This window comes from Paractinoplanes rhizophilus (genome assembly GCF_042664765.1).
Taxonomy (GTDB): Bacteria; Actinomycetota; Actinomycetes; order Mycobacteriales; family Micromonosporaceae; genus Actinoplanes; species Actinoplanes rhizophilus.
The window spans coordinates 15,174-37,068 of sequence record NZ_JBHTBJ010000001.1; the positions used below are offsets into that span (position 1 = coordinate 15,174).

Below are 21,895 nucleotides of genomic sequence, written 5' to 3' on the forward strand. Positions count from 1 at the left end.
TCCCGGGCGGCTCCGGCCAGGCAAATGCGGGTCGCAGGATGGTTGCTTCAGGATGGTTGCGTCAGGAGAAGACGGCGGCGATGGTGACACCGATCAGCGTGCCGGTGATCGCCAGCCCGATCCCGAAGCGCCGGGTCTCCGGGAACCACAGCGTCCCGGCCAGCACCAGCGCGAAGATCGGCACCCATCCCCAGTACGACGCGAGGCCCGGGACGATCGCCGACGGCCCGACCTTGGACACACACGGACCGAGGCACCCGGCGGCGGCGCCCGCCAGCAGCCCGGACGCCAGCCCGCGGTCGAGGAACGGGGCCGGGAACGCGGGCGACGCCACGGTCAGGACCGGGTCGTCCGGGCCGTGCCGGACGAGCGAGACGACGTACCCCGCGGAGTCCTCGGCCCGCAGGAGCCGGCCGTCCCCGGTGGGCCCGTCGGTGACCTGGCACCCGGCGTCCCGCCACAGCTCGGCGACCGCCGCGAAGACCTCGTCGTCGGCCTCGGGGAGCCGCCCGCCCCGCAGCACCCGCCGCCCGCCGCGGTGCGACGCCGGCATCCGCAGGAACTGCGCCGGGACGGCCTCCACCCGCAGGCCCGGATAGGCCTGCACGGTGGCGGCCAGGCGCTGCTCCACCCCGAGCGCCGCCTCGGACCTGCTCATCTGCGCCACTTGCGCAGAATGTCGCAAACCCACCGGCCCCGCCGCCGGAACGGCGGAAGTGAGCGCCCTTCAGGTGGCCCGAACGAGAGCGGACTCAAGGTCGCGCGAAGGGAGGCGGATCTCAGGTGGCGCCGTCGGCGAGCTGGGCGACCCGCGCCCGCAGCCCGTCCCGTCCCTCGGGGCGCCCGCCGATCGCGCCGATGTCCTCGCGCAGGCCGTCCAGCCAGACCCGCAGGTCGGCGATGATGTACAGGTCCTGCCCGAGGTCGGTCGGCCACGCCGGCCCCGCGAGCGGCGCCACCGGCGGCCGGAGCCGGCTGTGCCGGGCCAGCGCGGCCGCGGCGTCGTCGTATCGGCCGGCCACGTCGTCCGACAGCGCGGTCAGCGGCTCCACGCAGGGCAGCAGCCCGCCCGCCGGGCACGAGCGCACCAGCGCCTCCGCGCCCCGGACGGCGTGGTGACCGGCCAGCAGCGTGGCCTGCCAGTCGACCGAGGCGGGCTGGTGCCGCTCGCTCTGGTAGAGGGCGAACGAGGCGTCCGCCAGCTGCCCCGCCAGCCGGGCCGTCGGCATGGCAGCGCCGGGCGGCTGGGCCCGGGCCATCACCGCGACGGTTTCCCGGATCACGCCGGCCGCCGCGCGCAGGAAGGTGCTGGTGGCCCGGTGCAGCTCGCCGCCGCCGCGCGGCCAGGCGAACAGGCCGATCAGCACGCCGATGGCGGCGCCCACCAGCACGTCGAGCACCCGGGCCTCGGCCAGGCGCCAGTTGACCGGGGTGACCTGGGCGAAGACGAACGTGATGACCAGCGTGAACAGGGCCTGCGACCAGCCCAGGCCGAGCAGCGGGCCGGCCGCGAAGCCGACCATCATGACGACGGGCAGGGCGACCGCGTAGGCGGTGGGGTGGATGCCGCCGATCAGGATCAGGGCGGCCACCAGGGAGCCGGCGACGGTGCCGACGAGGGCCGGGCGCAGCGCGGAGCGGGTCTCGGCGGCCGAGGTGCGCAGGACGGTGAGGATGGTCAGCAGCACCCAGAAGCCGTGCGACAGGTCGAGCTCGCCGGCCAGCAGGCGGGCCACCGCGAGCGCCGCGGCCAGCCGCAGCGCGCCCTGGAAGGCGACCGAGCGGGGCGTCAGGTTTTCCCGCAGGCGGTGCCAGTACAGGGCCGGGGTCTGGCGGTACGCGTACCAGAACGGGCCCGGCCGGGCGGACTCGGGCGTGGGATCGGGGTGCGCGGGCCGCTCGCCGGCGGCGATGCGGATCGCGACGATGAGGGTCTTGATCCACTCGCCGAGGGCCAGGGCCAGCGCGCCCAGGCGCAGCCGCTCGGGGGCGACGCCGCCGGGGTCGGTGTTCATCCGGGCCACCCGGAACTCGGTGAGCGCCTCGGCGACGCGGCCGGTGTCGGGCAGCGGGCCGTCGCCGCGCAGCCAGGCGGCGGCGGCCGCGGTGCAGCCGGCCGTCCGGCGCACGAGGTGGGTGGCGGCCGGCAGCGTGACCGACTCCCGCTCGTCGGTGAAGAACAGGTCGACCGCCCGGCCCAGCAGCAGCCGCGCGGTGCCGGCCGACGAGCTCAGCGCCCGGTCGCGGCGGCCGGCCGAGGCGGGTCGCTGCAGCGGCGGAAGGCGGGACGGCCGCAGCGCCTCGGCCGCGCCGGTGGCCTCCGGCAGCAGCGCCGCCAGCCGGTCCCGGGCCGTCGGGTCGCCGCTCCAGGTGTCGGCGACGGCCTCGAGGCATCCGGCCAGCGCGCCGAGGGCGGCGCCCAGCTTCTCCCGGTACGGCGCCGGCGAGGGGTCCGGCCAGAGCGTCACCTCGGCGATCGCGAGCAGCACGATCGCCGCGGTCACGCCGATCAGCCGGGCCGGCAGCGAGCCGGGATCGAACGGCGGGAAGCACGGCAGGATGTAGAGCAGCTGCATGCCGGCGGCGAGGCCGGCCAGCCGGGGGCCGCCGACGCCGACGTAGCTGACCGCGAAGCCGAGCACGAACATGCCGGCGGTGGCGGCGATCGTGCTGAACGACAGCAGCGTGCCGACCGAGATCAGGACCCAGGCGACCGGCAGGACCGCGATCAGCGTACGGGCGCGCCGCCGTGGGGTGCCGGGGATCTGGGAGAGGGCGCCGAGCGCGACCGCGCCGAACAACGCGTACGGCGCCATGGCGGGCGCGTCCAGGACGTAGCGGCAGACGTAGAACCCGAGGCAGGCGACCAGCGTGACCCGGGCGGCCCGCCGGACCGCCAGCAGTTGCGGGTCGCGCTGCCGCAGCCGGCTCACGTGCCAGATCTTGCCATTTCGGCGGGGACGCGGATACCGGCGCGCGCCGCGATCGCGCACGTGCCGGCCCCGGCCGCCAGGAACAGCGCGCCCAGCGCCAGCCAGCCCGGCCCGCCGTGGTCGATCGCGGTGGTGGTGACCGCGGCCGGCGCGAGCATCGCCCCGATCGCCGGGCCGGTCTGGCTGATCCCCTGATAGGCCCCGGCGAACCGCGGGTCGGCCAGCTCGAACGCCAGCTCCCAGCCGCCCGACTCGGCCAGCACCTCGCCCGCGCTGTGCGCCAGCACCCCCAGCACCAGCAGGACGGCGGCGGCGAGCGCCGGGCCGTGCGCGGCGCCGGCGTAGAGCCCGCAGGCGACGGCCAGGAAGGCCGCGGCCGCGAGAACCACCCGCCCGGCGGTGCGGATGTCGCGCGCCAGTCGCGCCGCCCGGATCTGGAACAGGGCCACGAACGCCGTGTTGATCACCAGGATGAGCGCGACCGTGGCGGCGGGCGCGCGCGTGTGCCCGGTGACCCACAGCGGCATGCCGACGGTCAGCACCCCGAACTGGATGGTGAGCAGGCCGTTGAGCCCGGCGATCGCGACGTACCGCCGGTCGCGCAGCGGCGAGACCCGGTCCCCGGGCGAGGCGACGGGCGGCGCCGACGCCGGCGGCAGGTGGCGCAGCGGAATCGCCGACGACAGCACCAGCAGCGCGGCGGCGACCATCGTCGCCGCGTACCCGGAACTGGAATCGAGCGTGAGCGCGCCCGCCGCCGCGACCGATCCCACGCCGATGAACACATTGGTCGCCACCCGCAGGCGGGCCCGCACCGAGACCCGGTCGGCGCCGGTGAACTCGCGGGCCAGCAGGGTGGTGCGCGCGGTCCGCTGCGCGGCCTCCGCGCCGACCGCGACGCAGGCGGTGAGCACGAAGGCGACGGCGGTGCGGGCCAGGCAGTACGCCCCGAGCGCCGCCCCCTGGCAGAGCGTCATCGCCACCAGGACACGCCCCGCGCCGAGCCGGTCGGAGAGGTGGCCGGCCGCGAACGACGCCGCCAGCCCCACTCCCCCGGCGATCGTGAGGCCCAGCCCGACGGTCGCCGCGCTCAGCCCGATCACCCGGGTGAAGAACAGCGCGCTGATGCCGAACAGCAGGCCCTTGGCCAGCGAGGAGGTGGTGGTGCCCCAGAGCAGGGCGCGTTCGAGAGTCACCCGATCTTTCTCGCAGTCCGGGCCCGGGCGGGCGAACGATGTAGCGTATTTCTTCATGCCCGTGCGCTACCGCCTGGTCGGCCAGGATCTCGCCGACGTCCGGTTCGCCATCTCGCCGCTCAACGAGCTGGTTCTCTCGCTGCATGCCTGGCGCGACCCGGGCCGGTACCCGCTGCACCTGCCGTGGATCCGCGACCTCGAGCGCGCCCGCGACCGGCTCGACACCGAGACGCTGGAGTCGCTGGTCAACGACGCGCTCTGGACGCCCGACTTCCTCACCCCGCGCCCGCGCACCCCGCTGACCCGGCTCGAGGACGAGTTCGCGCTGGTGGCCGCCACCCCGGCCGGCATCGTCGCGCGCGACCTGCGGGTGCTGCACGGGCCGGATCACCGGCCGCCGCCGATCACCCGGGTGATCGACGCGCTGGCCGGCTACTGGGATCTCTGTTTCGCGCCGCACTGGCCCCGGATGCGCGCGCTGCTGGAGGGCGACGTGACCTACCGCGGGCGCGAGATCGTCCAGCGCGGGCTGGCCGCCATGTTCGCCGGCCTGGCCGGGCGCGTCCGCATGGTGGACGACATCGTCGAGGTGCGGCTGCGGTCGGCGAACATCGACTACGAGCGCCCGACCACGGGCGGGCTCACCCTCGTCCCGTCGATGTGGACGAGCAGCGCCTCGGTGCCGATCTCGGCCGCGGAGCCCCCGATGATCATCTATCTGACTCGGGGCGTCGGCACGCTCTGGGAGGCCCAGCCGCTCCCGGCCCCCGGCGCGCTCGCGGCCCTGCTCGGCGCGCACCGCGCCGGGCTGCTCGCCACGCTCGGCACGCCGGCGTCGTCGACCGAGCTGGCCGCCCGCCTCGGCGTCACCACCACGGCCGTCAACCAGCATCTGCGCGCCCTGCGCGCGGGCGGCCTGCTGGTCAGCGCCCGGCACGGCCGCTCGGTGCTCTACCGCCGCTCCGAGGTGGCCGACCGGCTCCTCGCGCACGCCGGATAACATACCGTGCGTGGATCGTAGCTTTCCGTCACGTCGGTGGCATATTGTCGCGTTCGTCCTGCTCGGCGTCCTGGCGCTCGCCTGCGAGCAGGGCGCCGGCGGCGCGGAGCCGCAACCGACCCGCGGCGCGACGGGCTATCCGTCGTCGATGGCCGCCCTCGGCGACTCGATCACCGCGGGCTTCGGCAGCTGCGGCGCGTTCCTGATCTGCGGGCGCAACTCGTGGTCGACCGGCACCGCCGACGCCGTCGGGAGCCACTACCGGCGCATCCTCGCCAAGAATCCCCGGATCGAGGACCACGCCCGCAGCTTCGCCCAGCCCGGCGCCTCGGCCGCGGACCTGCCCGGCCAGGCCGCCCGCGCGGTCGGCATGAAGGCCGAGTACGTCACCGTCCTGATCGGCGCCAACGACGCCTGCGTCTCGACCCCGGCCCGGATGACCCCGGTGACCGAGTTCCGGGCGCACGTCGACCAGGCCCTCGCCCGCCTGAAGAAGGGCCTGCCCAAGTCGCGGGTGCTGGTGGCCAGCATTCCGGACATCTATCGCCTGTGGCAGGCCGGGCAATCCGACCCCGGCGCGGTACGGGTGTGGTCGCGCGCGCACATCTGCCCGGCGATGCTGTCCGATCCCACCTCCACCGCGAAGCCCGACCGGGATCGCCGCCGGCAGGTGCGCGACCGCATCGACGACTACGACGACCAGCTGCGGCAGTCCTGCAAGGCGTACGGCAAGCGCTGCCGCTGGGACAACGGCGGCGTCCACGAGTCCCGGGTCTCGCTCGACCTGGTGAACCATCTCGACTACTTCCACCCCGACGCCGAGGGCCAGCAGCGGATCGCCGAGGCCACCTATCCGGGGCGCTTCACGTGGTAGGCGGCGCCCTAGACTTGTCGGCCATGCTCACCATGCAGGACGCGCTGGCGCGGTTGACCTCCTACTGGGCCGATCAGGGGTGCCTGGTCGTGCAGCCGATGAACACGGAGGTCGGGGCGGGGACGCTCAACCCCGCGACGTTCCTGCGGGTGCTGGGGCCGGAGCCCTGGCGGGTCGTCTACGCCGAGCCGTCCGTGCGGCCCGACGACTCGCGCTACGGCGAGAACCCGAACCGGCTGCAGACCCACACCCAGCTCCAGGTGATCCTCAAGCCCGACCCGGGCCACCCGCAGGAGCTCTATCTCGGCAGTCTGGCCGCGCTCGGCATCGACGTCGCGGCGCACGACGTGCGGTTCGTCGAGGACAACTGGGCCTCGCCGGCGCTGGGCGCGTGGGGGCTGGGCTGGGAGGTCTGGCTCGACGGCCTGGAGATCACCCAGTTCACGTACTTCCAGCAGGCCGGCGGGCTCAACCTCGACCCGGTCTCGGTGGAGATCACCTACGGCATCGAGCGCATCATCATGGCGCTGCAGGACAAGAATCACTTCAAGGACATCGAGTACGGCCCGGGCATCTCCTACGGCGAGGTGTTCGGCCAGCCCGAGTACGAGATGTCCCGGTACTACCTGGACGACGCCGACGTGACGGCGAACCGGCAGCTGCTGGAGCTCTACGCGGCGGAGGCGCAGCGGCTGATCGACGCCGGCCTCCCGGTGCCCGCGCACACCTACGTGCTGAAGTGCTCGCAGGCGTTCAACGTGCTCGACGCCCGGGGCGCGGTGTCCACCGCCGACCGGGCGGCCGAGTTCGGCCGGATGCGGCGGCTGGCCGGCGACGTCGCCAAGCTGTGGGTGGCGCGCCGCGACGAGCTGGGCCATCCACTCGGCCGAGTCTCGCCACCGGCGCTCGCGACCGCACGTGACGCGCCGGCCGCGCGGGACGGAAGCCGGCTGCTGGTCTTCGAGATCGGCACCGAAGAGCTGCCGCCCGCGGAGTGCCGGGCCGCCGCGGAGGCCGTCGAGAAGGAGCTCACCAGCGGTCTGGCCGGCACCCGGCTCGCGCACGGCGAGGTGCGGGTGTTCGTGACACCCCGGCGGGTGGTCGCGGTGGTCGCGGACGTCGCCGCGCGCGAGGACGATCACGTACGGACGGTGCGCGGTCCCAAGGTCGCCCAGGCGTACGGGGCGGACGGCGCTCCGACGAAGGCCCTCGAGGGGTTCCTGCGCGGGCAGGGCGCCACTCCCGGCGAGGCCACGGAGGCCGAGTTCAACGGCGTACGTCATGTGGTCCTGAAGCGGCACGAGGCCGGCGGCGCGGCAGCCGGCGTCCTGGCCCCCGTGCTCGCGAAGGTCGTGACCGGCCTGCGGGCGGCCAAGAACATGCGGTGGAGCGACCCGCAGCTGTCCTACAGCCGGCCGATCCGCTGGCTCACCGCGCTGTGGGGCGACGACGTGGTGCCGGTGGCGGTGGGCCTGCTCGCGGCCGGCCGGACGACCCGGGTGCTGCGGACGGCCGCCGAACCGGAGCTGGAGATCGCCTCGGCCGAGACGTTCATGGAGACCCTGGCCGTCAACGGGATCGTGGCCGACCCGGAGGACCGGCGCGAGCTGATCGTCACCGGCGCGCAGGACCTCGTGTACCCGGAGGGCCGGGTGGACGTGCGCGGCGAGTCGGCGCTGATCGACCAGATCACCCATCTCGTCGAGGCGCCCACCCCGCTGCTCGGCACGTTCGACGAAAGCTACCTGTCGCTGCCCGACGCGGTGCTGACCACAGTGATGCGCAAGCACCAGCGCTACCTGCCGGTGCGCGACGCCGGCGGCGCGCTGCTGCCGATGTTCGTGACCGTCGCGAACGGACCGGTCGACGTCGAGCTGGTGCGGGCCGGCAACGAGGCGGTGCTGCGCGCCCGCTACGAGGACGCGGCGTTCTTCTACCGCGCCGACCGCGCCACCGACGTGGCCGAGTTGCGCGGCCGCCTGGAGCGGCTCACCTTCACCGACAAACTCGGCTCGATGGCCGACCGGGCGGACCGGATCGCGGCGCTCGCGCTCTCCCTCGCCGCCTCGCTCGGGCTGTCGTCGGCCACCCTGACCAGGGCGGCGAAGCTGGTGAAGTTCGACCAGGGCGCGCAGCTGGTCACCGAGATGACCAGCCTCGCCGGCGTGATGGCCCGCGACTACGCGCTGCACGCCGGCGAGCCGCGCGACGTCGCGCAGGCCGTCCACGAGGCGGAGCTGCCCCGCCACACCGGCGACGACCTGCCGTCCTCGGTGCCGGGCGCGCTGCTGTCGCTCGCCGACCGGCTCGACCTGGTGGCCGGCCTGGCCGCGACCGTGGGCCTGCCCACCGGCAGCAGCGACCCGTTCGCGGTGCGGCGGGCCGTGCTGGGCCTGCTCGCGGTGCACCGGGCGCATCCGGCGCTGGCCGCGCTCAGCCTGACCGACGGCCTGCGCCGGGCGGCCGCGCGGCAGCCGGTCCCGGTCTCCGGCGACGTCCTCGCGGCCTGCGCCGACTTCCTGGCCAGACGGCTCGAGCAGACCCTCGCGGAGGAGGGCAACCCGATCGATCGGGTGCGCGCGGTGCTGCCCCACGCCGACCGCCCCGCGGTCGCCGCCAACCTGCTGACCCAGCTCGCGTCCGTGACCGCCAACCCCGACTTCGTGGCCGTGGCGGAGGCCGTGCAGCGGGCCCGCCGGATCGTCCCGGCGGGCACCCCGGCCGGGTACGACGCCGGAATCCTCAAGGAGCCGGCCGAGGTCGCGCTGCACGCCGCCGTCACCGCCGTCGCCGCCGAGCTCGGCCCGTCCCCGGAGCCCGACCTGTTCCGCTTCACCGGCATCGTGGCCCGGCTGGTCGCGCCGCTCGCCACGTTCTTCGACGAGGTCTTCGTGATGGCCGACGACGCCGCCCTGCGGGCCGCCCGGCTGGGGCTGCTGGCCACGGTGCGCGACCTCGGCGCCGGCCTGCTCGACTGGCCGGAGCTGCAACTGCGCTAGACCGTGCCGGCGATGTCCTGCGGGGCGCGCATCCGCCAGGCGTCGGTGATCAGCTCGGCGAGGCGGTCGACGGTCACCTCGCCCAGGCGCAGCATCACCAGCGGCAGGCCGTCGTACCCGGGGGTGGTGAAGAACCGGACGGGCTCGCCGAGGAGCAGCGCCTGCTTCTCGGCCTCGTCGCCGACGTAGAGGACGGCGATGTCGGTGCGCAGGACGCGGGGCTTGCCGGGCACGCGCTCCGGATAGGACCAGACGAAGCCCTTGTTGCCCACCCGGAAATCGAAGCCGTCGCTGTCGATCTCCACCACGTGCGGCAACGCCAGCGCCAGCCGGCGCACGTCGTCGGCATCCGCCACCGTCGTCCCCTTCCCGCCGTCGGGAAGACCTTACGACGTGGCGACCTCGTAGCGGGGACGGGCCGGGACGCGGGCGGGCCGCTTCTTCCGGCGGATGATCCATTCGGCGATCAGCGCGTTGATCAGCCAGCCGCCGCCGAGCGCGACCGCCCGCCCGGTCGCGTCCAGCTCCCCGGCCAGCAGCATCCACGGCACCTGGGTGAACGCCTGGGTGCCGGCGCCCTGGGCCAGGGCGTAGGCGCGGATCATCCAGGCCCGGTGGCCGGCGAAGTCGCGCCGGCGCACGGCCCGGATCGCCAGGACGATCGCCGCGGCCAGCACGCCGCCGACGATCAAGCGCTCGATCTTCACCGCCGTGCCGTCGACCGCCGGGAACTCGTACGCCAAAGTCATCCACACGCCGGTGAGCGCGACCGTCAGACCGGCCGGAACCAGCACCCAGCCGGCCGTGCGGTGCCACCGCGGGCGGCGGCGCCGGAAGCGCGGCGCGAACTGGAACGCGCCGAGCACGCAGTAGATCAGGGCCGCGACGATGTGCAGCACGACCGGCACCGGCATCGCGAAGAAGCGCTCGTTGCCGGGGGTGACCGGGCCGCCGGAGGCGAGACTGCCGAGGCGGACGGCGCCGCCGGCGGCCGGGATCAGGGTGAGGGCGATCAGCCCGGCCGGGATGAGCCGGCTCGTGCGCGGGGTCATGCCGTCCATGCTCCCGGCGCCGGCGGCCCGGATCATCGGCTTGCGGGCCGGGTTCGCGCCGGTCTTTATGACGGCGCAAGGACCGTACTTCCGGCCGATGCGCCGGCCGGTAGGGTTCCTGTCCATGGCGATCCGGTATGCCGTCGGCCTGCCCACGGTGGGTCAGTTCGGCGACGTCAACTTCCTCACCGACCTCGCGGTCGCCGCCGAGCAGCACGGCTGGGACGGCGTCCACGTGTGGGACCACGTGCTGTTCCACGACCGCGACTGGCCGGTGACCAGCGCGACGGTGGCGGCCGCCGCGATCGCGGCGCGGACCAGCCGGGTGCGCATCATCATGACGATGACCCTCCCCCGCCGGCAGGCGCAGGACGTGGCCCAGGACGCCGCGGCGATCGGCGAGCTCTCCGGCGGGCGGCTCACCCTGCTGACCATCCTCGGGTCGATGGACGAGGAGTTCACCGAGTTCGGCCTCGACCCCTCGCCGCGGGCGCGCGGGCGGGCCCTCGACGAGCGGCTCGAGCGGATGGGCGAGCTCTGGTCGCAGTGGAACGTCCCGCGGCCGCCGATCTGGTGCGGCGGGCTGTGGCCGCACCGGGCCGGCCTGCGCCGGGCGGCCCGCTACGACGGCGCGATGCCCATCTTCGAGAATCAGCGCCTGCGCAACGTCGACCCCGGCGACTTCGCCGCGGCGGCCGCCTACGTGCGGGAGCGGGCCACCGGGGAGCCCGACCTGGTGCTGGAGGGCGCGACCGGCCCGGCGACGGCGGCCGCGCAGGTCGCGCCGTACGCGGCGGCCGGACTCACCTGGTGGGTGGAGGCGCTGGGCTGGTGGCGCGGCGATCGCCCGGCCGCGGCCGCCCGCGTCACGCAGGGGCCGCCGGCCGCCTGAGCCCCCGCTCGAGGAGCTGGAAAAGGACCTCGGCGGAGGCGCGCGCCGCGAACGACTTGTACCGGTCGTCCTTGCGGGGATCCGCGTGGTCCATGACGCCCTTCACCACGACCCAGTACGGGACCTCGGCGCAGAACGCGGCACACGCGACGGCCGCCGCCTCCATGTCGAGGCCGAGCACCGTGCGCACGCCCCGCTGCTTCAGCTGTTGCCAGGTGACGCCGTCCCGCACCACGACATTGCCACTGGCCATCGGGCCGACGGCGATCCGGAACGGCAGGCGGCGCGGCCCGTGGACGTCGTCGCAGATCACCTGCTCGATGTGCAGCCGGCCGACGCCGGTCAGGGACAGCCGGGCCCCGTCCCGTACCACCAGCCCGCCCTCCACCAGGGACCGGACGCACTCCGCCCAGGTGTCGCCGGGGAAGTACCGCCGGCGGGCCGGATGCCGCGTCGGGTCCTCCCCGGCCAGCAGCCTCTCGAGCAGCCAGAGCCGGGCGTCCGCCGGGCTGACCTCGCCGTAGCTCGGCAGGTCGGCCGCGGACAACTCCTGGGCCTCGCGCACCCACCGGTCGGCCAGCGGGAACTGCCGGTGGTCGCCCTTGCCCTCGTCGTAGAGGTAGGTCAGCTCGGCGACGATCACGTCCCCGAGGGCGGCGCTCTCCGGATTGCCCGCGCACACCCCGGACATCGCCACGCATTGCGGTTTCAGGCGTTCCACCAGGGTGGAGACGAGCGGGCCGGTCGCGATGCCGCCCATCCGCGCCGGGCGCGCGAGCGCGACCACGAACGACGCGCCCCCGCCGGTCGTGTACTCCCCGCGCAGGTACGGCGCCGAGGTGGCCGGGTCGCAGGCCCGCCAGCCGGCGATCCCGCCGGCCAGGCCCGCCTCCCGGGCCGCCTCGCATTCGGCCTGCAGGGCGGTGACGACCAGGACGTCGACCCCGGCCCTTGACAGGCCATCCCTAGTCGTGTGTAAGGTTGTCGCATAGGAAGCGGCAGGCATCACATCGGCAGGCATCGCATTCCCCTCCCATGTGAAGATCGCCCCCTGCCGAGATCACCCCGTGTTGAGATCACCCCGCGGAGACGCCCTCTGTTGAGATCACCCCTGGAGACCGCCGCCCACGCCGCGCCGATCGCATGCATATGCACGTGCAGATGGCATTGCATCGTCAAGTGCTAGCCGCATGCTACTCAGACCACGTCGCGATCGGGGTAGCTGCCAGTAGCGCTACATCGCCGGGCGCCCGTTCCGCGCCGTCCTCGCGATCGGAGCAAACGTGCAAGTTGCACGCCCGGTTTGCGCGTCTGGAGTCTTTGGCCTGGCCGCGCGGCCCGACACGGCGCGTGGCCAAGAGCGCCGCACGCTCCCCGGATCGCAACCCGACCGCTAGGTCGGTTAGCAGGGAAGCGAAGACGCCGTCACGAGAGGTAACGGTGTGAGACTCGTCACTTTTCACGCGGGCCAGGGCTGATCGGTCTCGACCGGCCGGGTGTAGTCGACGCCCGGCACGTCGAAGCCGTACAACGACCGGAACTGGGTGCGGAACCAGTCGATGTCGGCGAGCTCGAACACCGACTCGGGCGTGATCGCCTGCCACCGCTTGGTGACCCCGGCCTGCACCGCCGGATCCAGCTCCCACCGGTCGAGCCGCGCGCGGCCCTCGTCGTCCACATCGAACGGCCGCGCCCCGGTCAGCTGCTCCCACAGCCGCACCGACTGCTCGATCGGCGACTGCAGCCGGTCGCCCAGCTCGCCCCGCAGCATGCTCACGTACAGCGCGATGCTCGGGATCGCCGTCGAGGCCTGGGTGACCGCGGCGCCGTTCACCACCGTCAGGGCCTTGCCGCCGTGCGGCGCCAGCCGGGCGTCGAGCTCCCGGGCCGTCGCCTCCAGGTCGGCCTTGGCCGCGCCGATGGTGCCGTTGCGGTAGATCGGCGCGTTCAGCTCCGAGCCGATGTACGTCAGCGCGACCGTGCGGAACCCATCGCGCAGCAGCCCCCGCCCGGCCAGCGCCTCGACCCAGCGCGACCAGTCCTCGCCGCCCATCACCCGTACGGTCGCGTCCGCCTCGGCCTCGGTGGCCGGCTCGAGCGTGACCTCGCGCAGCGACGGCGTGCCCTCGATGTCGAACTCGAGCGTCTTCGTGACGTACGTGCGGCCGAGCGGCTTGATCACCGACTGGTACGTCTCGCCGCTGCGCGGGTCGGTACGCCGCGGCGCCGCGACGCTGTAGATCAGATAGTCCACGCCGCCGAACCGCTCGGCGATCAGGTCCAGCGCCTCGGTCTTGGTGGTGTCGGCGAACGCGTCGGCGTTGCGGAACGAGAAGTCGCAGCCGAGCTCGCGGGCGATCGCGTCGGTGGCGATGGTGCGGTACCAGCCGGCGGTGGCGCTGCGCCGGCCGGCCGGCCGCTCGAAGCCGATGCCGAGCCCGCGGATGCCGTGCCGGACCAGCCCGGCGACGGTCGCGGCCAGGCCGTAGCCGGCGCTGGAGCCGATCACGAGGGCGGTCGGTCCCGCCCCCGTCTCCGCTTTCGATCCGGCCCCAGGCTCGGACTCGGCCTCGGCGCGCATCCGTGCGACGCTCGCCGCGCACCCGGCGGGGTGCGAATCGAGCAGGAGAAACCCGCGGCCGGTCGGACTGACGATGCGCTCGGACATGGTCCGTAGCGTAGCGGCGGATCACCCGGTTGGCGCTGTCCGCGGCCCGGTGTCGCACCGATCCGCCGGCGCGGCGGCGAGTAGCTGCCGCGCCCGGGTCGCCGCGGCCGCTACGGCGCCAGGTCGTGCAGCCCCAGCACGCCGAGCATCCGGCGCAGTTGCGGGGTCGCCCCCGCCAGGCGCAGCCGCCGGCCGTGCTCGCGCATCCGCTCGTCGACCCGGCCCAGCGCCCGCAGCCCGGCGGCGTCGATGAAGGTCAGCTCGCCGACGTCGACGACCAGGTCGGAGCCCGGATCGATGGCGCGCACCAGCGTCCGTTCCAGCGCGGCCGCCGTCGCCATGTCGACCTCTCCCCGCAGTCGCACCGTCGTCATGCCGGCCTCTCGCCCTCGCGCGGGCGTTACACCCGATCCGGGATCGCGGCCGAGCCGGTGCGGATCATGCGATGCCAGCGCAGCCGGCCGCCGAGCAGCGCCGCCACCGTGGACTGGATGACCACCAGATACATCAGCTGGCGGTAGACGATCTGTTGCAGCGGCAGGCTCCACAGCGGGCCGTACCGCTCCCGGTCCAGCCGCAGGGCCACCGCCGCCGTGGCGACCTGGACCGCGGTGAAGCCGGCCCAGACCGCGGCGGCGCGGCCCCACGACAGGAAGAGCACGCTGTAGAGCCCGTACACGTCGATCATCGGCGCGGTCAGCGGCAGCAGGACCTGGAACAGCAGCAGGTAGCCGAGCCCGCGCCGGCCGAGGCGGCCCGAGGCGCCGCGCTGGAGCACGGCGCCGCGGTGCTTCCACATCGCCTGCATGGTGCCGTAGCACCAGCGATGGCGCTGCCGCCAGAGCTGGCGCAGCGTGGCGGGCGCCTCGGTCCAGGCGACCGCCTCCGGCTCGTAGACGACCAGCCACCCGGCCCGGAGGATCGCCATGGTGAAGTCGGTGTCCTCGGCGAGGGTGTCGGCCGGCACCCCGCCCGCGTCGTGCACCGCGGCGCGGCGGAACGCACCGATCGCGCCCGGCACCGTCGGCATGCAGCGGGCGACCTCGAACAGCCGGCGGTCCAGGTTGAAGCCGATGACGTACTCGAGGTGCTGCCACCGGCCGAGCAGGCCGCCGCGGTTGGCGACCTTGGTGTTGCCGGACACCGCCCCGACGCGGGCGTCGGCGAGCGGCTGCACGAGGCGGCCGATGGCCCCGGGCTCGAAGACCGTGTCGCCGTCCACCAGCACCAGGACGTCGCCGCGGGAACGCCGGATGCCGGTGTTGAGGGCGGCGGGTTTGCCGGCGTTGTCCTGCCGGATGACGTGCACCCCGGGCAGGCCGAGGCGCTCCACGATGCCGCTGGTGTCGTCGGTGGAGCCGTCGTCGACGACGATGACCTCGATCGCCGGGTAGTCGTTGCCGATCAGCGAGCGGACCGTCGCGGCGATGTTGGCGGCCTCGTTGTACGCCGGCACGATCACGCTGACCGGCCCGAGGTACTGCAGCGGCCGGCGGTGCCGGCGACGCACCCGCCGCACGTGCACGGCCACCGCGCCGAGCTGCACGGCGAGGCGGAACAGCCCCAGCACCACGGCGACGATCATCAGGAAAATCAGGAGCCGGGCCAGCCCGGACGCGGCGAGCTGGGCGGCCCGCAGCGCCTGGCCGCGCCACCGCTGGGCCGCGGGCGCGGCGGGCGCCGGCGGCAGCCCGAGCGCCTCCGAGACGGTGACGAAGCGATAGCCCTGAGCCTGCAACCGCGGAATCGCGCTCTCGAGCGCGGCCACGGTCTGGGCGCGGTCGCCACCGCTGTCGTGCAGCATGACTATCCCGGGCTTGATCTGGCGGGCGATCGCGCCGGCGCCGGGCCGCCGCCAGTCGCCGGTGTCGTGGTCGGTCAGCGTGAGCAGGTAGCCCGGCGCGGCCGCGCGCCAGGCGCTGAACTCGGCGCCGGTGAGCGCGTCGGGCGACGACGAGTACGGCAGGCGCAGCAGCACCGGCCGGCGCCCGGTGGCGGCGGCGACCGCGTTGCCGGTGAGGGTGAGCTCCAGGCGCATGCGCCAGGCCGGCGTTCCCGAGCGGACATGGGTGAACGTGTGCGAGCCGATCTCGTTGCCGCCGGCCAGGACCTCGCGGGCGATCTCCGGGTGCTCGTTGACCCGGGAGCCCACCTCGAAGAACGTGGCGCGGGCGCGGTGCCGGGCCAGGACCTCGAGCACGCGCGGCGTCCACACCGGGTCGGGGCCGTCGTCGAAGGTCAGCGCGATGGTCCGGGCGGGCAGCGCACGGCTGGTCACCCTCCCGTCGCTCTCCAGTCGCTGGACGGCGGCGCCGGCCGTGGCGGCCACGGGCGCCGGCGTGGTGTCCGCCGCCCGCGCGTCGCCGTCCTCGGCGCCGGCATGGGTGACGTAGCCGTCCAGGCTCAGCTCGGCCAGCAGGACGAGCATCGCCAGCGCGAGCAGCACCCAGTGGGCGCGCGGCTCGCGCCGGCGGACCCGTTTGCCCCCGGTCATTTCTTCTTCGACGCGCGCATGCTCGGTCCGCGGCCGTGGTTGCGGGGATGCGTGGACGCGGAAGCCGACGGGGTCGCGGATGGGGGCGGGGACGGGGAGGCCGTCGGCGGCGCGGCGGGCGTGGTGGCGGTGGCCGCGGGACCGGCCGCAGTGGTCGTGGCGGCCGCGGTGGCCGCCGGCACCGGGGCGTGGGTCTTCGGCGCGGCGTGCCGGCCGGTCGCCGCCGGCCAGCCGGGCAGGCCGGTTTCGCCCGGCCCGGTGAAGCCGGCGAGCAACGCGACCACGGCCGCGACCAGCAGCAGCCCGCCGGCGGCGCCGGCGGCCACGAGGACGCGGCGTCGCCGGCCGGACCGGTCGACGAAAACGGGATCGACGATCATTTCTTTCCGCCCGGGTGGCTCGGGGTGGTGGCGTGCGGCGCCGGATGAGACGGCGTGGCGCGGTGCGAGCCGGACTTCCCGGGCGCGCTCGTCGTCGCGGCCGGGGTGGCCGCCGGTGCGCCCGTCGGCGACCCGGAGAGGGCGCCGCAGTACCGCTCGACCTGCTCCTTGCCCCCGGCGGCGGCGATCAGGTCGCGCCGGTCCCGGCCGTTCATCGGCTGACCGCCGCCGGCCGCCTTCCGCCACGCCATGCACCAGGCCAGCTCCCGTGCCGGCACGGCGATGGTGGCGGTGGACGCGGGTGACGGCCGGGTGGTGGCCACCGTCGGCTTGCCGGGTGCCGTCGAGGGAGACGCCGCCGCGGAGGGCGGACCTGTTCTCGGCGCTGGTACGCCCAGCGCCGAGAACAGGCGGTGCGCGCGCTGCTGGACCGCCGGCGGAAGGTGCCCGGTACCTGCCGCCACAGCGGTGCCGGCGGCGCCGAGAACGACGAGGGCCGTCGCGGTGCTCACGACGATCGTTCTCGTGGACGCCGGCATCCGTCCCTTCCGCCGAGTGGTTCCCGCAGCGCGGCGACGCTCCGCGGCGAGAGCCGCGGCCACGGTGTGCTCGCCGCCGCGCTCCCCCGGGGCGGCGGGGGCGCGGAGGGCGTCGAGCAAGTGGTCGAGGCCGGGGCTTCCCGGACCGGCCCGGCCACCCGCAGCCAACCGGTCGGCCTCGTCGAGGCCGTGCCGGTGATCTCGCCATGTACGCATCGCACGCAGGAGAGCGTCGAGGGGCCGCATCCTGTTACACCCCCTCGCGGGACTCGTGGAAGTTTTCCCCGGCGCGGTCGCGGACCTGCGGATCGGCGCCCAGCCGGCGCAGCCCGCGCATGGTGGCGATCCGCACCGCGCCGGGGCGCTTGCCCAGCACCCGGGCGGTGGCGGCGACGTCGAGCCCGGCCACGATCCGCAGCATCACGGCCTCCGCCTGGTCGGCCGGCAGGGCCATCACCCGATCGAGGGCCCACGCGGTCTCCACCCCCTCGATCGCCTCGGCGGCGGCATCCCGGGCCGGCGTGCCGGTCTCGAGGGTCTCGGCGGGCTCCTCCCGCCGGCGCCGGGCCCGGCGCAGCTCGTCGATGCCGCGGTGCCGGGCGATGCGGAACAGCCAGCCGCGGAACGCCGCCGGGTCGCCGGTGAACCGGTCGAGGTCGCGCGCCACCTGCAGCCACGTCTCGGAGGCGGCGTCCTCGGCGGCGTCGCCGGCCACCACCCGCAGGTACCGCAGCACCGCGGGGTGCAGCTCCCGCCAGAGGACGGCGAAGCCGTGCTCGTGGCCGGCCCGCGCGGCGCTCAGGGCGCCGGCGAGCTCGTCATCCGTCGGCAAGTACGCTCCCCGGGACGCTCCGCATCGATCGACCACGTGTTCTACCACGCGCGCCCCTCGACCATCCCCGTGGCCGACGATTCCGCGACCGGCGGGACGCGTCCGCCCCGCACCGGCGCGCCACCGCGAACGCCCTGGCCACCGCCGGTCGGACGGCTCCCGGCCGCCGGTGCCGCCGGGGCCTCGCGCCGGGTATCACTTGACTGGTGGCCGCCGGCTACCGCGAGCTGACAGGGAGCCGTCTTGAGCGAACGTTCCAACTTCATCACGCGCAGCGTGGAGTGGCTGCGCGCCGGTTACCCGGCCGGGGTGCCCCGGCAGGACTACGTCGCGCTGCTCGGGGTGCTGCGCCGCAAGCTGACCGAGGACGAGATCCGTCGGGTCGCCAAGGACCTCGCCACCCAGTCGCTGCTCTCCGACGATGCGATCAGCGGCGACGACATCGAGCAGATGATCAGCGACTCGATGCTGCAGGAGGCCACGCCGGCCGACGTGGCCCGGGTCTCGGCGCACCTCGCGGCGGGCGGGTGGCCGCTGGCCGATCCGCCCGCCGAATGATGAACCTCACATGAACGATCAGGGTGAATGACCCGCGCCGTTCACGATGCGTATAAATTTCCGATACTTTCCGTGCAACTTTGGGAAACATCCGGTTAACGCGGATCGAACATCGAAAAGGTGACGTTCATCCTCTGGCTAGGGGTGCGCCCGCCGGGCGACCATCCCTTCGTGACCCAAACTTCGGTGATCCTCGCCCTGGTTGTCGTGACGGCACTGGCGTTCGATTTCACCAACGGATTCCACGACACGGCGAATGCGATGGCCACGACCATCGCGACCAGGGCGCTGAGCCCGAAGACCGCCGTGGCCCTGTCCGGTCTGCTCAACCTGGTCGGGGCGTTCCTGTCGGTCCAGGTGGCGCTGACGGTCACCAACGCGGTCGTCAAGATCCAGAATTCCGACGGTACGCCGAAGGAGCCGCTCACCACGCACGGCGGCGAGGCGCTGCTGATGATCGTTCTCGCGGGCCTGGTCGGCGGCATCATCTGGAACCTCGCCACCTGGCTGCTGGGCCTGCCCTCCAGCTCGTCGCACGCGCTGTTCGGCGGCCTGATCGGCGCCACCGTGGCGGGTCTCGGCTGGGCCGGGGTCAACTGGAACGGCGACGGCTCGAAGCTCGACGGCGTGGTCGGCAAGGTGCTGCTGCCCGCCGTCATGTCGCCGGTCATCGCCGGCCTGGTCGCCGCCGCGGGCACCTGGATCATCTTCCGGATGACCGCCGGCATCGCGCTGCGCTACGCCGAGCGCGGCTTCAAGTGGGGCCAGATCGGCAGCGCGTCGCTGGTCTCGCTGGCGCACGGCACCAACGACGCGCAGAAGACCATGGGCGTCATCACCCTCGCGCTGATCGCCTCCGGCCACTGGACCGACACCGGGAGCATCCCGTTCTGGGTGAAGGTGGCCTGCGCCCTGGCGATCGCGCTCGGCACCTACCTCGGCGGCTGGCGGATCATCCGTACGCTCGGCAAGGGCCTGGTCGACATCGCGCCCGCGCAGGGCATGGCCGCCCAGTCCGCGTCCGCCGCGGTCATCCTCGCCTCCAGCCACCTGGGCTTCGCGCTGTCCACCACGCACGTCGCGACCGGCTCGGTGCTCGGCTCCGGCGTCGGCCGCCCCGCCGCCGAGGTCCGCTGGCGGGTGGCCGGGCGGATGGTGCTCGCCTGGCTGATCACGCTGCCGGCGGCCGGCGTGGTCGGCGCGCTGATGTGGTGGATCGGCGACCTCGTGGGCGGCCTGGCCGGCGCCCTGACCGTGGTCGCGCTGCTGGTCGGCGCGGCGACCGGCATGTGGCTGCGCTCGCGCCGCATCCGGGTCGACCACAGCAACGTCAACGACGACTGGGACGCGGTGGTCCCGCCCGTCGCCGGCGCCCCCGGCCGCCTGCCCGCCACGGCCGCCGCGAGCTGAGAGGACCACCGATGCACAACCTGGGTTTCGCCCTCGACGGCGCCTGGCGCGTCCTGCTCGCCGGCCTGGTCCTCGGGGCCGGCCTGCCGATCCTGTTCACCCTCGGGATCCGTTCCCTGGCCTGGTCGGCCGCCGGTCCGGCGCCGCGCCCGGCGGGCCGGGCCATCGGGTACGGGCTGTTCGCCGTCGTGATCCTCGGGGTCCTGCTCGGCATCGCGTTCATCGTGGCGTCCGGCTTCGGCAAGGCCCTCAGCTTCGAGCACATCTACCCCACGATCGTCGCCAAGCACTGACGCCGGCCCGCCCGGTACGCTCGCGGCAACGAGAAACTGCTGACGCTGACACTGAGGCATCGGATGAGCCTTTGGGCGGAGCCGGCGGCGCCCGGCGCGCCCGCACGGGGATGGCGCGACTGGGCACTGGCCGCGGCCTTCTGCCTGCTCGCGGTGATCGAGGGCGTGGCACGCCCGGCGCTGCCCGGCGGCTTCGTGGCCGTCCTGCTGGTCTTCCTGCTCGCCCCGACCCTGCTGTGGCGGCGCAGCCATCCGCTGGCGATGGTCACGATCGCCTTCGCGGTGACCGCCGTCGCGCCGGCCCTCACCCACGGCGTCCCGCCCGAGGCCGCCTCGCTGGTCTTCGTGGCGCTCCTGCCCTACTCGCTGCTGCGCTGGGGCTCCGGCCGCGACATCGTGATCGGCGTCGGCGTCATGGCCGCCCGGATCGTCATCGCGATCGCCTTCGACCAGATGACGGTCGCCGCCGCCCTGGCCGCCGCGGCCGTGATCTTCGCCGTGGCGGCCCTCGGCCTGGCCATGCGTTTCCGGGCCGTCGTGCGGTTGCGCGAGTTCGAGAAGGTACGCCTCGTCGAGCGCGAGCGCCTGGCCCGCGACCTGCACGACACCGTCGCCCACCACGTCAGCGCCATGGCCATCCGCGCCCAGGCCGGCCTGGCGCTCGCCCCGTCGTCGCCGGAGGCAGCCCTGGACGCGCTGCGGGTGATCGAGGCGGAGGCGTCCGCGGCGCTGGCCGAGATGCGCACGGTCGTCAAGGCCCTGCGCGCCGCACCCACCCTTGCCGACCTCGGCGCCCTCACCGGGACCGACTCCCGCGTCGACCTGGACGTCACCGGCGACCTGGCTTCGGTGGCCCCCGCCGTGGGCGCCGCGGTCTTCCGCCTGGCGCAGGAAGCGGTGACCAACGCCCGCCGCCACGCGCGGGAGGCGACCCACATCTCGGTACGCGTCGCCGCCGACGACACGTCGGTCCATCTGCGCGTCACCGACGACGGCCTCCGGTCCCCCGCCTCCCCCGCTCCGGCCGGCTTCGGGCTGGCCGGCATGCGCGAGCGCGCCGCCCTGCTGGGCGGCGTCTTCTCGGCCGGCCCCGGCCCGGAGCGCGGCTGGAGCGTCACCGCCACCCTGCCCCGCACCGGGCCGGCATCGTGACCCTGCGCGTGCTGGTCGCCGACGACCAGGAGATCGTCCGCACCGGCCTGGCCATGCTGCTGAATTCCCGCCCCGGCATCGAGGTGGTGGGCGTGGCCGCCGACGGCCGCGAGGCCGTGACCAAGGCCCGCGCCCTCCGGCCGGACGTGTGCCTGCTGGACATCCGCATGCCCGTCCTGGACGGCATCGAGGCCACCCGTCTGCTTCAGCCCATCCCGGTCGTCGTCATCACGACGTTCGACCTGGACGAGCACGTCTACGCCGCGTTGCGCGCCGGCGCCCGGGGCTTCCTGCTGAAGGAGTCCGGCGCCGCCCTCCTCGACCAGGCCGTCCACGCCGCCGCGTCCGGGGACGCCCTGATCGCGCCCAGCGTGACCGCGAGACTGCTCGGCGCCTTCGCCACCGGCCGCGCGCGCAGCAAGCCGGTCGAGCCGCTGACCGGCCGCGAGGAGGAGGTGCTGCGGGTGGTGGCGCGCGGCCGCACCAACAGCGAGATCGCCGACGAGCTGTTCATCAGCCTGAGCACCGTCAAGACCCACATCGCGAGCTTGATGACGAAGCTGCCGGCCCGCAACCGCGTCGAGATCGCCATGTGGGCCTACGAGAACGGCTTCGCCTGAGCC

The 21,895-nt window shown here is 74.5% G+C and carries 21 protein-coding genes; 9 read left to right on the top strand and 12 right to left on the bottom strand.

Translation table 11 applies throughout. The features are described from left to right. Positions 1 to 61: 61 nt before the first annotated feature. The 3 genes from ACFQS1_RS00065 to ACFQS1_RS00075 all read right to left on the bottom strand — a co-directional run bounded on the left by ACFQS1_RS00065 (position 62) and on the right by ACFQS1_RS00075 (position 4,129). Positions 62 to 658 carry a hypothetical protein gene (locus tag ACFQS1_RS00065; protein ID WP_378963744.1) on the bottom strand — a complete coding sequence of 199 codons (597 nt, stop codon included), beginning with the start codon at positions 656 to 658 and terminating at the stop codon, positions 62 to 64. A gap of 121 nt (positions 659 to 779) precedes the next feature. Continuing rightward, the gene (locus tag ACFQS1_RS00070) at positions 780 to 2,933 is read right to left on the bottom strand and encodes an FUSC family protein (RefSeq protein ID WP_378963745.1); all 2,154 of its coding nucleotides are present in this window, start codon (positions 2,931 to 2,933) and stop codon (positions 780 to 782) included. Then, positions 2,930 to 4,129, bottom strand: coding sequence for an MFS transporter (locus tag ACFQS1_RS00075; RefSeq protein ID WP_378963746.1), 1,200 nt, complete (start codon positions 4,127 to 4,129; stop codon positions 2,930 to 2,932). Before ACFQS1_RS00075 ends, ACFQS1_RS00070 begins: the two co-directional genes overlap by 4 nt. Before the next feature lie 55 nt (positions 4,130 to 4,184). Here ACFQS1_RS00075 and ACFQS1_RS00080 point away from each other — a divergent pair, with 55 nt between their 5' ends. Genes ACFQS1_RS00080 through ACFQS1_RS00090 form a run of 3 tightly spaced genes read left to right on the top strand, consistent with a single transcriptional unit; the run spans position 4,185 to position 9,002 of the window. Continuing rightward, the gene (locus ACFQS1_RS00080; protein ID WP_378963748.1) at positions 4,185 to 5,129 is read left to right on the top strand and encodes an ArsR/SmtB family transcription factor; all 945 of its coding nucleotides are present in this window, start codon (positions 4,185 to 4,187) and stop codon (positions 5,127 to 5,129) included. Positions 5,130 to 5,139: 10 nt separating this feature from the next. Then, on the top strand, positions 5,140 to 6,003 hold the full coding sequence (locus tag ACFQS1_RS00085) for a GDSL-type esterase/lipase family protein (RefSeq protein ID WP_378963749.1): 864 nt from the start codon (positions 5,140 to 5,142) through the stop codon (positions 6,001 to 6,003). 23 nt (positions 6,004 to 6,026) lie between these two features. Continuing rightward, positions 6,027 to 9,002 carry a glycine--tRNA ligase gene (locus ACFQS1_RS00090; RefSeq protein ID WP_378963750.1) on the top strand — a complete coding sequence of 992 codons (2,976 nt, stop codon included), beginning with the start codon at positions 6,027 to 6,029 and terminating at the stop codon, positions 9,000 to 9,002. Here ACFQS1_RS00090 and ACFQS1_RS00095 read toward each other — a convergent pair. Together ACFQS1_RS00095 and ACFQS1_RS00100 are read right to left on the bottom strand one after the other, a co-directional pair. Continuing rightward, complete coding sequence (locus ACFQS1_RS00095; RefSeq protein ID WP_378963752.1) at positions 8,999 to 9,358, bottom strand: MmcQ/YjbR family DNA-binding protein; 360 nt, start codon at positions 9,356 to 9,358, stop codon at positions 8,999 to 9,001. The genes ACFQS1_RS00090 and ACFQS1_RS00095 overlap by 4 nt on opposite strands. A 30-nt stretch (positions 9,359 to 9,388) precedes the next feature. After that, positions 9,389 to 10,180: a DUF2306 domain-containing protein gene (locus ACFQS1_RS00100; RefSeq protein WP_378963753.1), complete on the bottom strand. Its 792-nt coding sequence runs from the start codon at positions 10,178 to 10,180 to the stop codon at positions 9,389 to 9,391. On the opposite strand from ACFQS1_RS00100, the gene ACFQS1_RS00105 reads away from it, so the two are divergent. After that, positions 10,179 to 10,946, top strand: coding sequence for an LLM class flavin-dependent oxidoreductase (locus ACFQS1_RS00105; RefSeq protein WP_378963754.1), 768 nt, complete (start codon positions 10,179 to 10,181; stop codon positions 10,944 to 10,946). The genes ACFQS1_RS00100 and ACFQS1_RS00105 overlap by 2 nt on opposite strands. Here ACFQS1_RS00105 and ACFQS1_RS00110 read toward each other — a convergent pair. The 7 genes from ACFQS1_RS00110 to ACFQS1_RS00140 all read right to left on the bottom strand — a co-directional run bounded on the left by ACFQS1_RS00110 (position 10,921) and on the right by ACFQS1_RS00140 (position 17,859). Beyond that, complete coding sequence (locus ACFQS1_RS00110) at positions 10,921 to 11,967, bottom strand: phosphorylase family protein (RefSeq protein ID WP_378963756.1); 1,047 nt, start codon at positions 11,965 to 11,967, stop codon at positions 10,921 to 10,923. The genes ACFQS1_RS00105 and ACFQS1_RS00110 overlap by 26 nt on opposite strands. A 438-nt stretch (positions 11,968 to 12,405) precedes the next feature. Next, on the bottom strand, positions 12,406 to 13,614 hold the full coding sequence (gene fabV, locus ACFQS1_RS00115) for an enoyl-[acyl-carrier-protein] reductase FabV (RefSeq protein ID WP_378963757.1): 1,209 nt from the start codon (positions 13,612 to 13,614) through the stop codon (positions 12,406 to 12,408). A gap of 110 nt (positions 13,615 to 13,724) precedes the next feature. Beyond that, on the bottom strand, positions 13,725 to 13,988 hold the full coding sequence (locus tag ACFQS1_RS00120) for an STAS domain-containing protein (RefSeq protein ID WP_378963758.1): 264 nt from the start codon (positions 13,986 to 13,988) through the stop codon (positions 13,725 to 13,727). Positions 13,989 to 14,014: 26 nt separating this feature from the next. Next, positions 14,015 to 16,108, bottom strand: a complete 2,094-nt coding sequence (locus tag ACFQS1_RS00125; protein WP_378963759.1) for a bifunctional polysaccharide deacetylase/glycosyltransferase family 2 protein — start codon at positions 16,106 to 16,108, stop codon at positions 14,015 to 14,017. Then, positions 16,105 to 16,488, bottom strand: coding sequence for a hypothetical protein (locus tag ACFQS1_RS00130; protein ID WP_378963761.1), 384 nt, complete (start codon positions 16,486 to 16,488; stop codon positions 16,105 to 16,107). Before ACFQS1_RS00130 ends, ACFQS1_RS00125 begins: the two co-directional genes overlap by 4 nt. Further along, the gene (locus tag ACFQS1_RS00135; RefSeq protein WP_378963762.1) at positions 16,485 to 17,243 is read right to left on the bottom strand and encodes a hypothetical protein; all 759 of its coding nucleotides are present in this window, start codon (positions 17,241 to 17,243) and stop codon (positions 16,485 to 16,487) included. The genes ACFQS1_RS00130 and ACFQS1_RS00135 overlap by 4 nt, the downstream gene beginning before the upstream one ends. A 34-nt stretch (positions 17,244 to 17,277) precedes the next feature. Continuing rightward, on the bottom strand, positions 17,278 to 17,859 hold the full coding sequence (locus tag ACFQS1_RS00140) for an RNA polymerase sigma factor (protein ID WP_378963763.1): 582 nt from the start codon (positions 17,857 to 17,859) through the stop codon (positions 17,278 to 17,280). A 243-nt stretch (positions 17,860 to 18,102) separates the two neighbouring features. Between ACFQS1_RS00140 and ACFQS1_RS00145 the strand changes: the two genes are divergently transcribed. The 5 genes from ACFQS1_RS00145 to ACFQS1_RS00165 all read left to right on the top strand — a co-directional run bounded on the left by ACFQS1_RS00145 (position 18,103) and on the right by ACFQS1_RS00165 (position 21,892). Further along, positions 18,103 to 18,417 carry a DUF3349 domain-containing protein gene (locus ACFQS1_RS00145; protein ID WP_378963764.1) on the top strand — a complete coding sequence of 105 codons (315 nt, stop codon included), beginning with the start codon at positions 18,103 to 18,105 and terminating at the stop codon, positions 18,415 to 18,417. A gap of 171 nt (positions 18,418 to 18,588) precedes the next feature. Then, the gene (locus ACFQS1_RS00150; RefSeq protein ID WP_378964611.1) at positions 18,589 to 19,827 is read left to right on the top strand and encodes an inorganic phosphate transporter; all 1,239 of its coding nucleotides are present in this window, start codon (positions 18,589 to 18,591) and stop codon (positions 19,825 to 19,827) included. An 11-nt stretch (positions 19,828 to 19,838) separates the two neighbouring features. Beyond that, positions 19,839 to 20,120 carry a hypothetical protein gene (locus tag ACFQS1_RS00155; protein WP_378963765.1) on the top strand — a complete coding sequence of 94 codons (282 nt, stop codon included), beginning with the start codon at positions 19,839 to 19,841 and terminating at the stop codon, positions 20,118 to 20,120. A 63-nt stretch (positions 20,121 to 20,183) separates the two neighbouring features. Further along, entirely contained in the window at positions 20,184 to 21,272 is a 1,089-nt protein-coding gene (locus ACFQS1_RS00160; protein ID WP_378963766.1) for a sensor histidine kinase, read from the top strand. Next, positions 21,269 to 21,892 (top strand): response regulator, encoded by a 624-nt coding sequence (locus tag ACFQS1_RS00165; protein ID WP_378963767.1) that lies wholly within the window; start codon positions 21,269 to 21,271, stop codon positions 21,890 to 21,892. The genes ACFQS1_RS00160 and ACFQS1_RS00165 overlap by 4 nt, the downstream gene beginning before the upstream one ends. Positions 21,893 to 21,895 lie beyond the last annotated feature (3 nt).

What these genes read in the sequence shown, in the direction of transcription:
- ACFQS1_RS00135 (WP_378963762.1), bottom strand. Translation starts at nt 17,243, where the DNA reads ATGCGTACATGGCGAGATCACCGGCACGGCCTCGACGAGGCCGACCGG.
- ACFQS1_RS00090 (WP_378963750.1), top strand. Translation starts at nt 6,027, where the DNA reads ATGCTCACCATGCAGGACGCGCTGGCGCGGTTGACCTCCTACTGGGCC.
- ACFQS1_RS00100 (WP_378963753.1), bottom strand. Translation starts at nt 10,180, where the DNA reads ATGGACAGGAACCCTACCGGCCGGCGCATCGGCCGGAAGTACGGTCCT.
- ACFQS1_RS00130 (WP_378963761.1), bottom strand. Translation starts at nt 16,488, where the DNA reads ATGATCGTCGATCCCGTTTTCGTCGACCGGTCCGGCCGGCGACGCCGC.
- ACFQS1_RS00155 (WP_378963765.1), top strand. Translation starts at nt 19,839, where the DNA reads ATGCACAACCTGGGTTTCGCCCTCGACGGCGCCTGGCGCGTCCTGCTC.
- ACFQS1_RS00080 (WP_378963748.1), top strand. Translation starts at nt 4,185, where the DNA reads ATGCCCGTGCGCTACCGCCTGGTCGGCCAGGATCTCGCCGACGTCCGG.
- ACFQS1_RS00120 (WP_378963758.1), bottom strand. Translation starts at nt 13,988, where the DNA reads ATGACGACGGTGCGACTGCGGGGAGAGGTCGACATGGCGACGGCGGCC.
- ACFQS1_RS00105 (WP_378963754.1), top strand. Translation starts at nt 10,179, where the DNA reads ATGGCGATCCGGTATGCCGTCGGCCTGCCCACGGTGGGTCAGTTCGGC.
- ACFQS1_RS00110 (WP_378963756.1), bottom strand. Translation starts at nt 11,967, where the DNA reads ATGCCTGCCGATGTGATGCCTGCCGCTTCCTATGCGACAACCTTACAC.
- fabV (WP_378963757.1), bottom strand. Translation starts at nt 13,614, where the DNA reads ATGTCCGAGCGCATCGTCAGTCCGACCGGCCGCGGGTTTCTCCTGCTC.
- ACFQS1_RS00065 (WP_378963744.1), bottom strand. Translation starts at nt 658, where the DNA reads ATGAGCAGGTCCGAGGCGGCGCTCGGGGTGGAGCAGCGCCTGGCCGCC.
- ACFQS1_RS00160 (WP_378963766.1), top strand. Translation starts at nt 20,184, where the DNA reads ATGAGCCTTTGGGCGGAGCCGGCGGCGCCCGGCGCGCCCGCACGGGGA.
- ACFQS1_RS00125 (WP_378963759.1), bottom strand. Translation starts at nt 16,108, where the DNA reads ATGACCGGGGGCAAACGGGTCCGCCGGCGCGAGCCGCGCGCCCACTGG.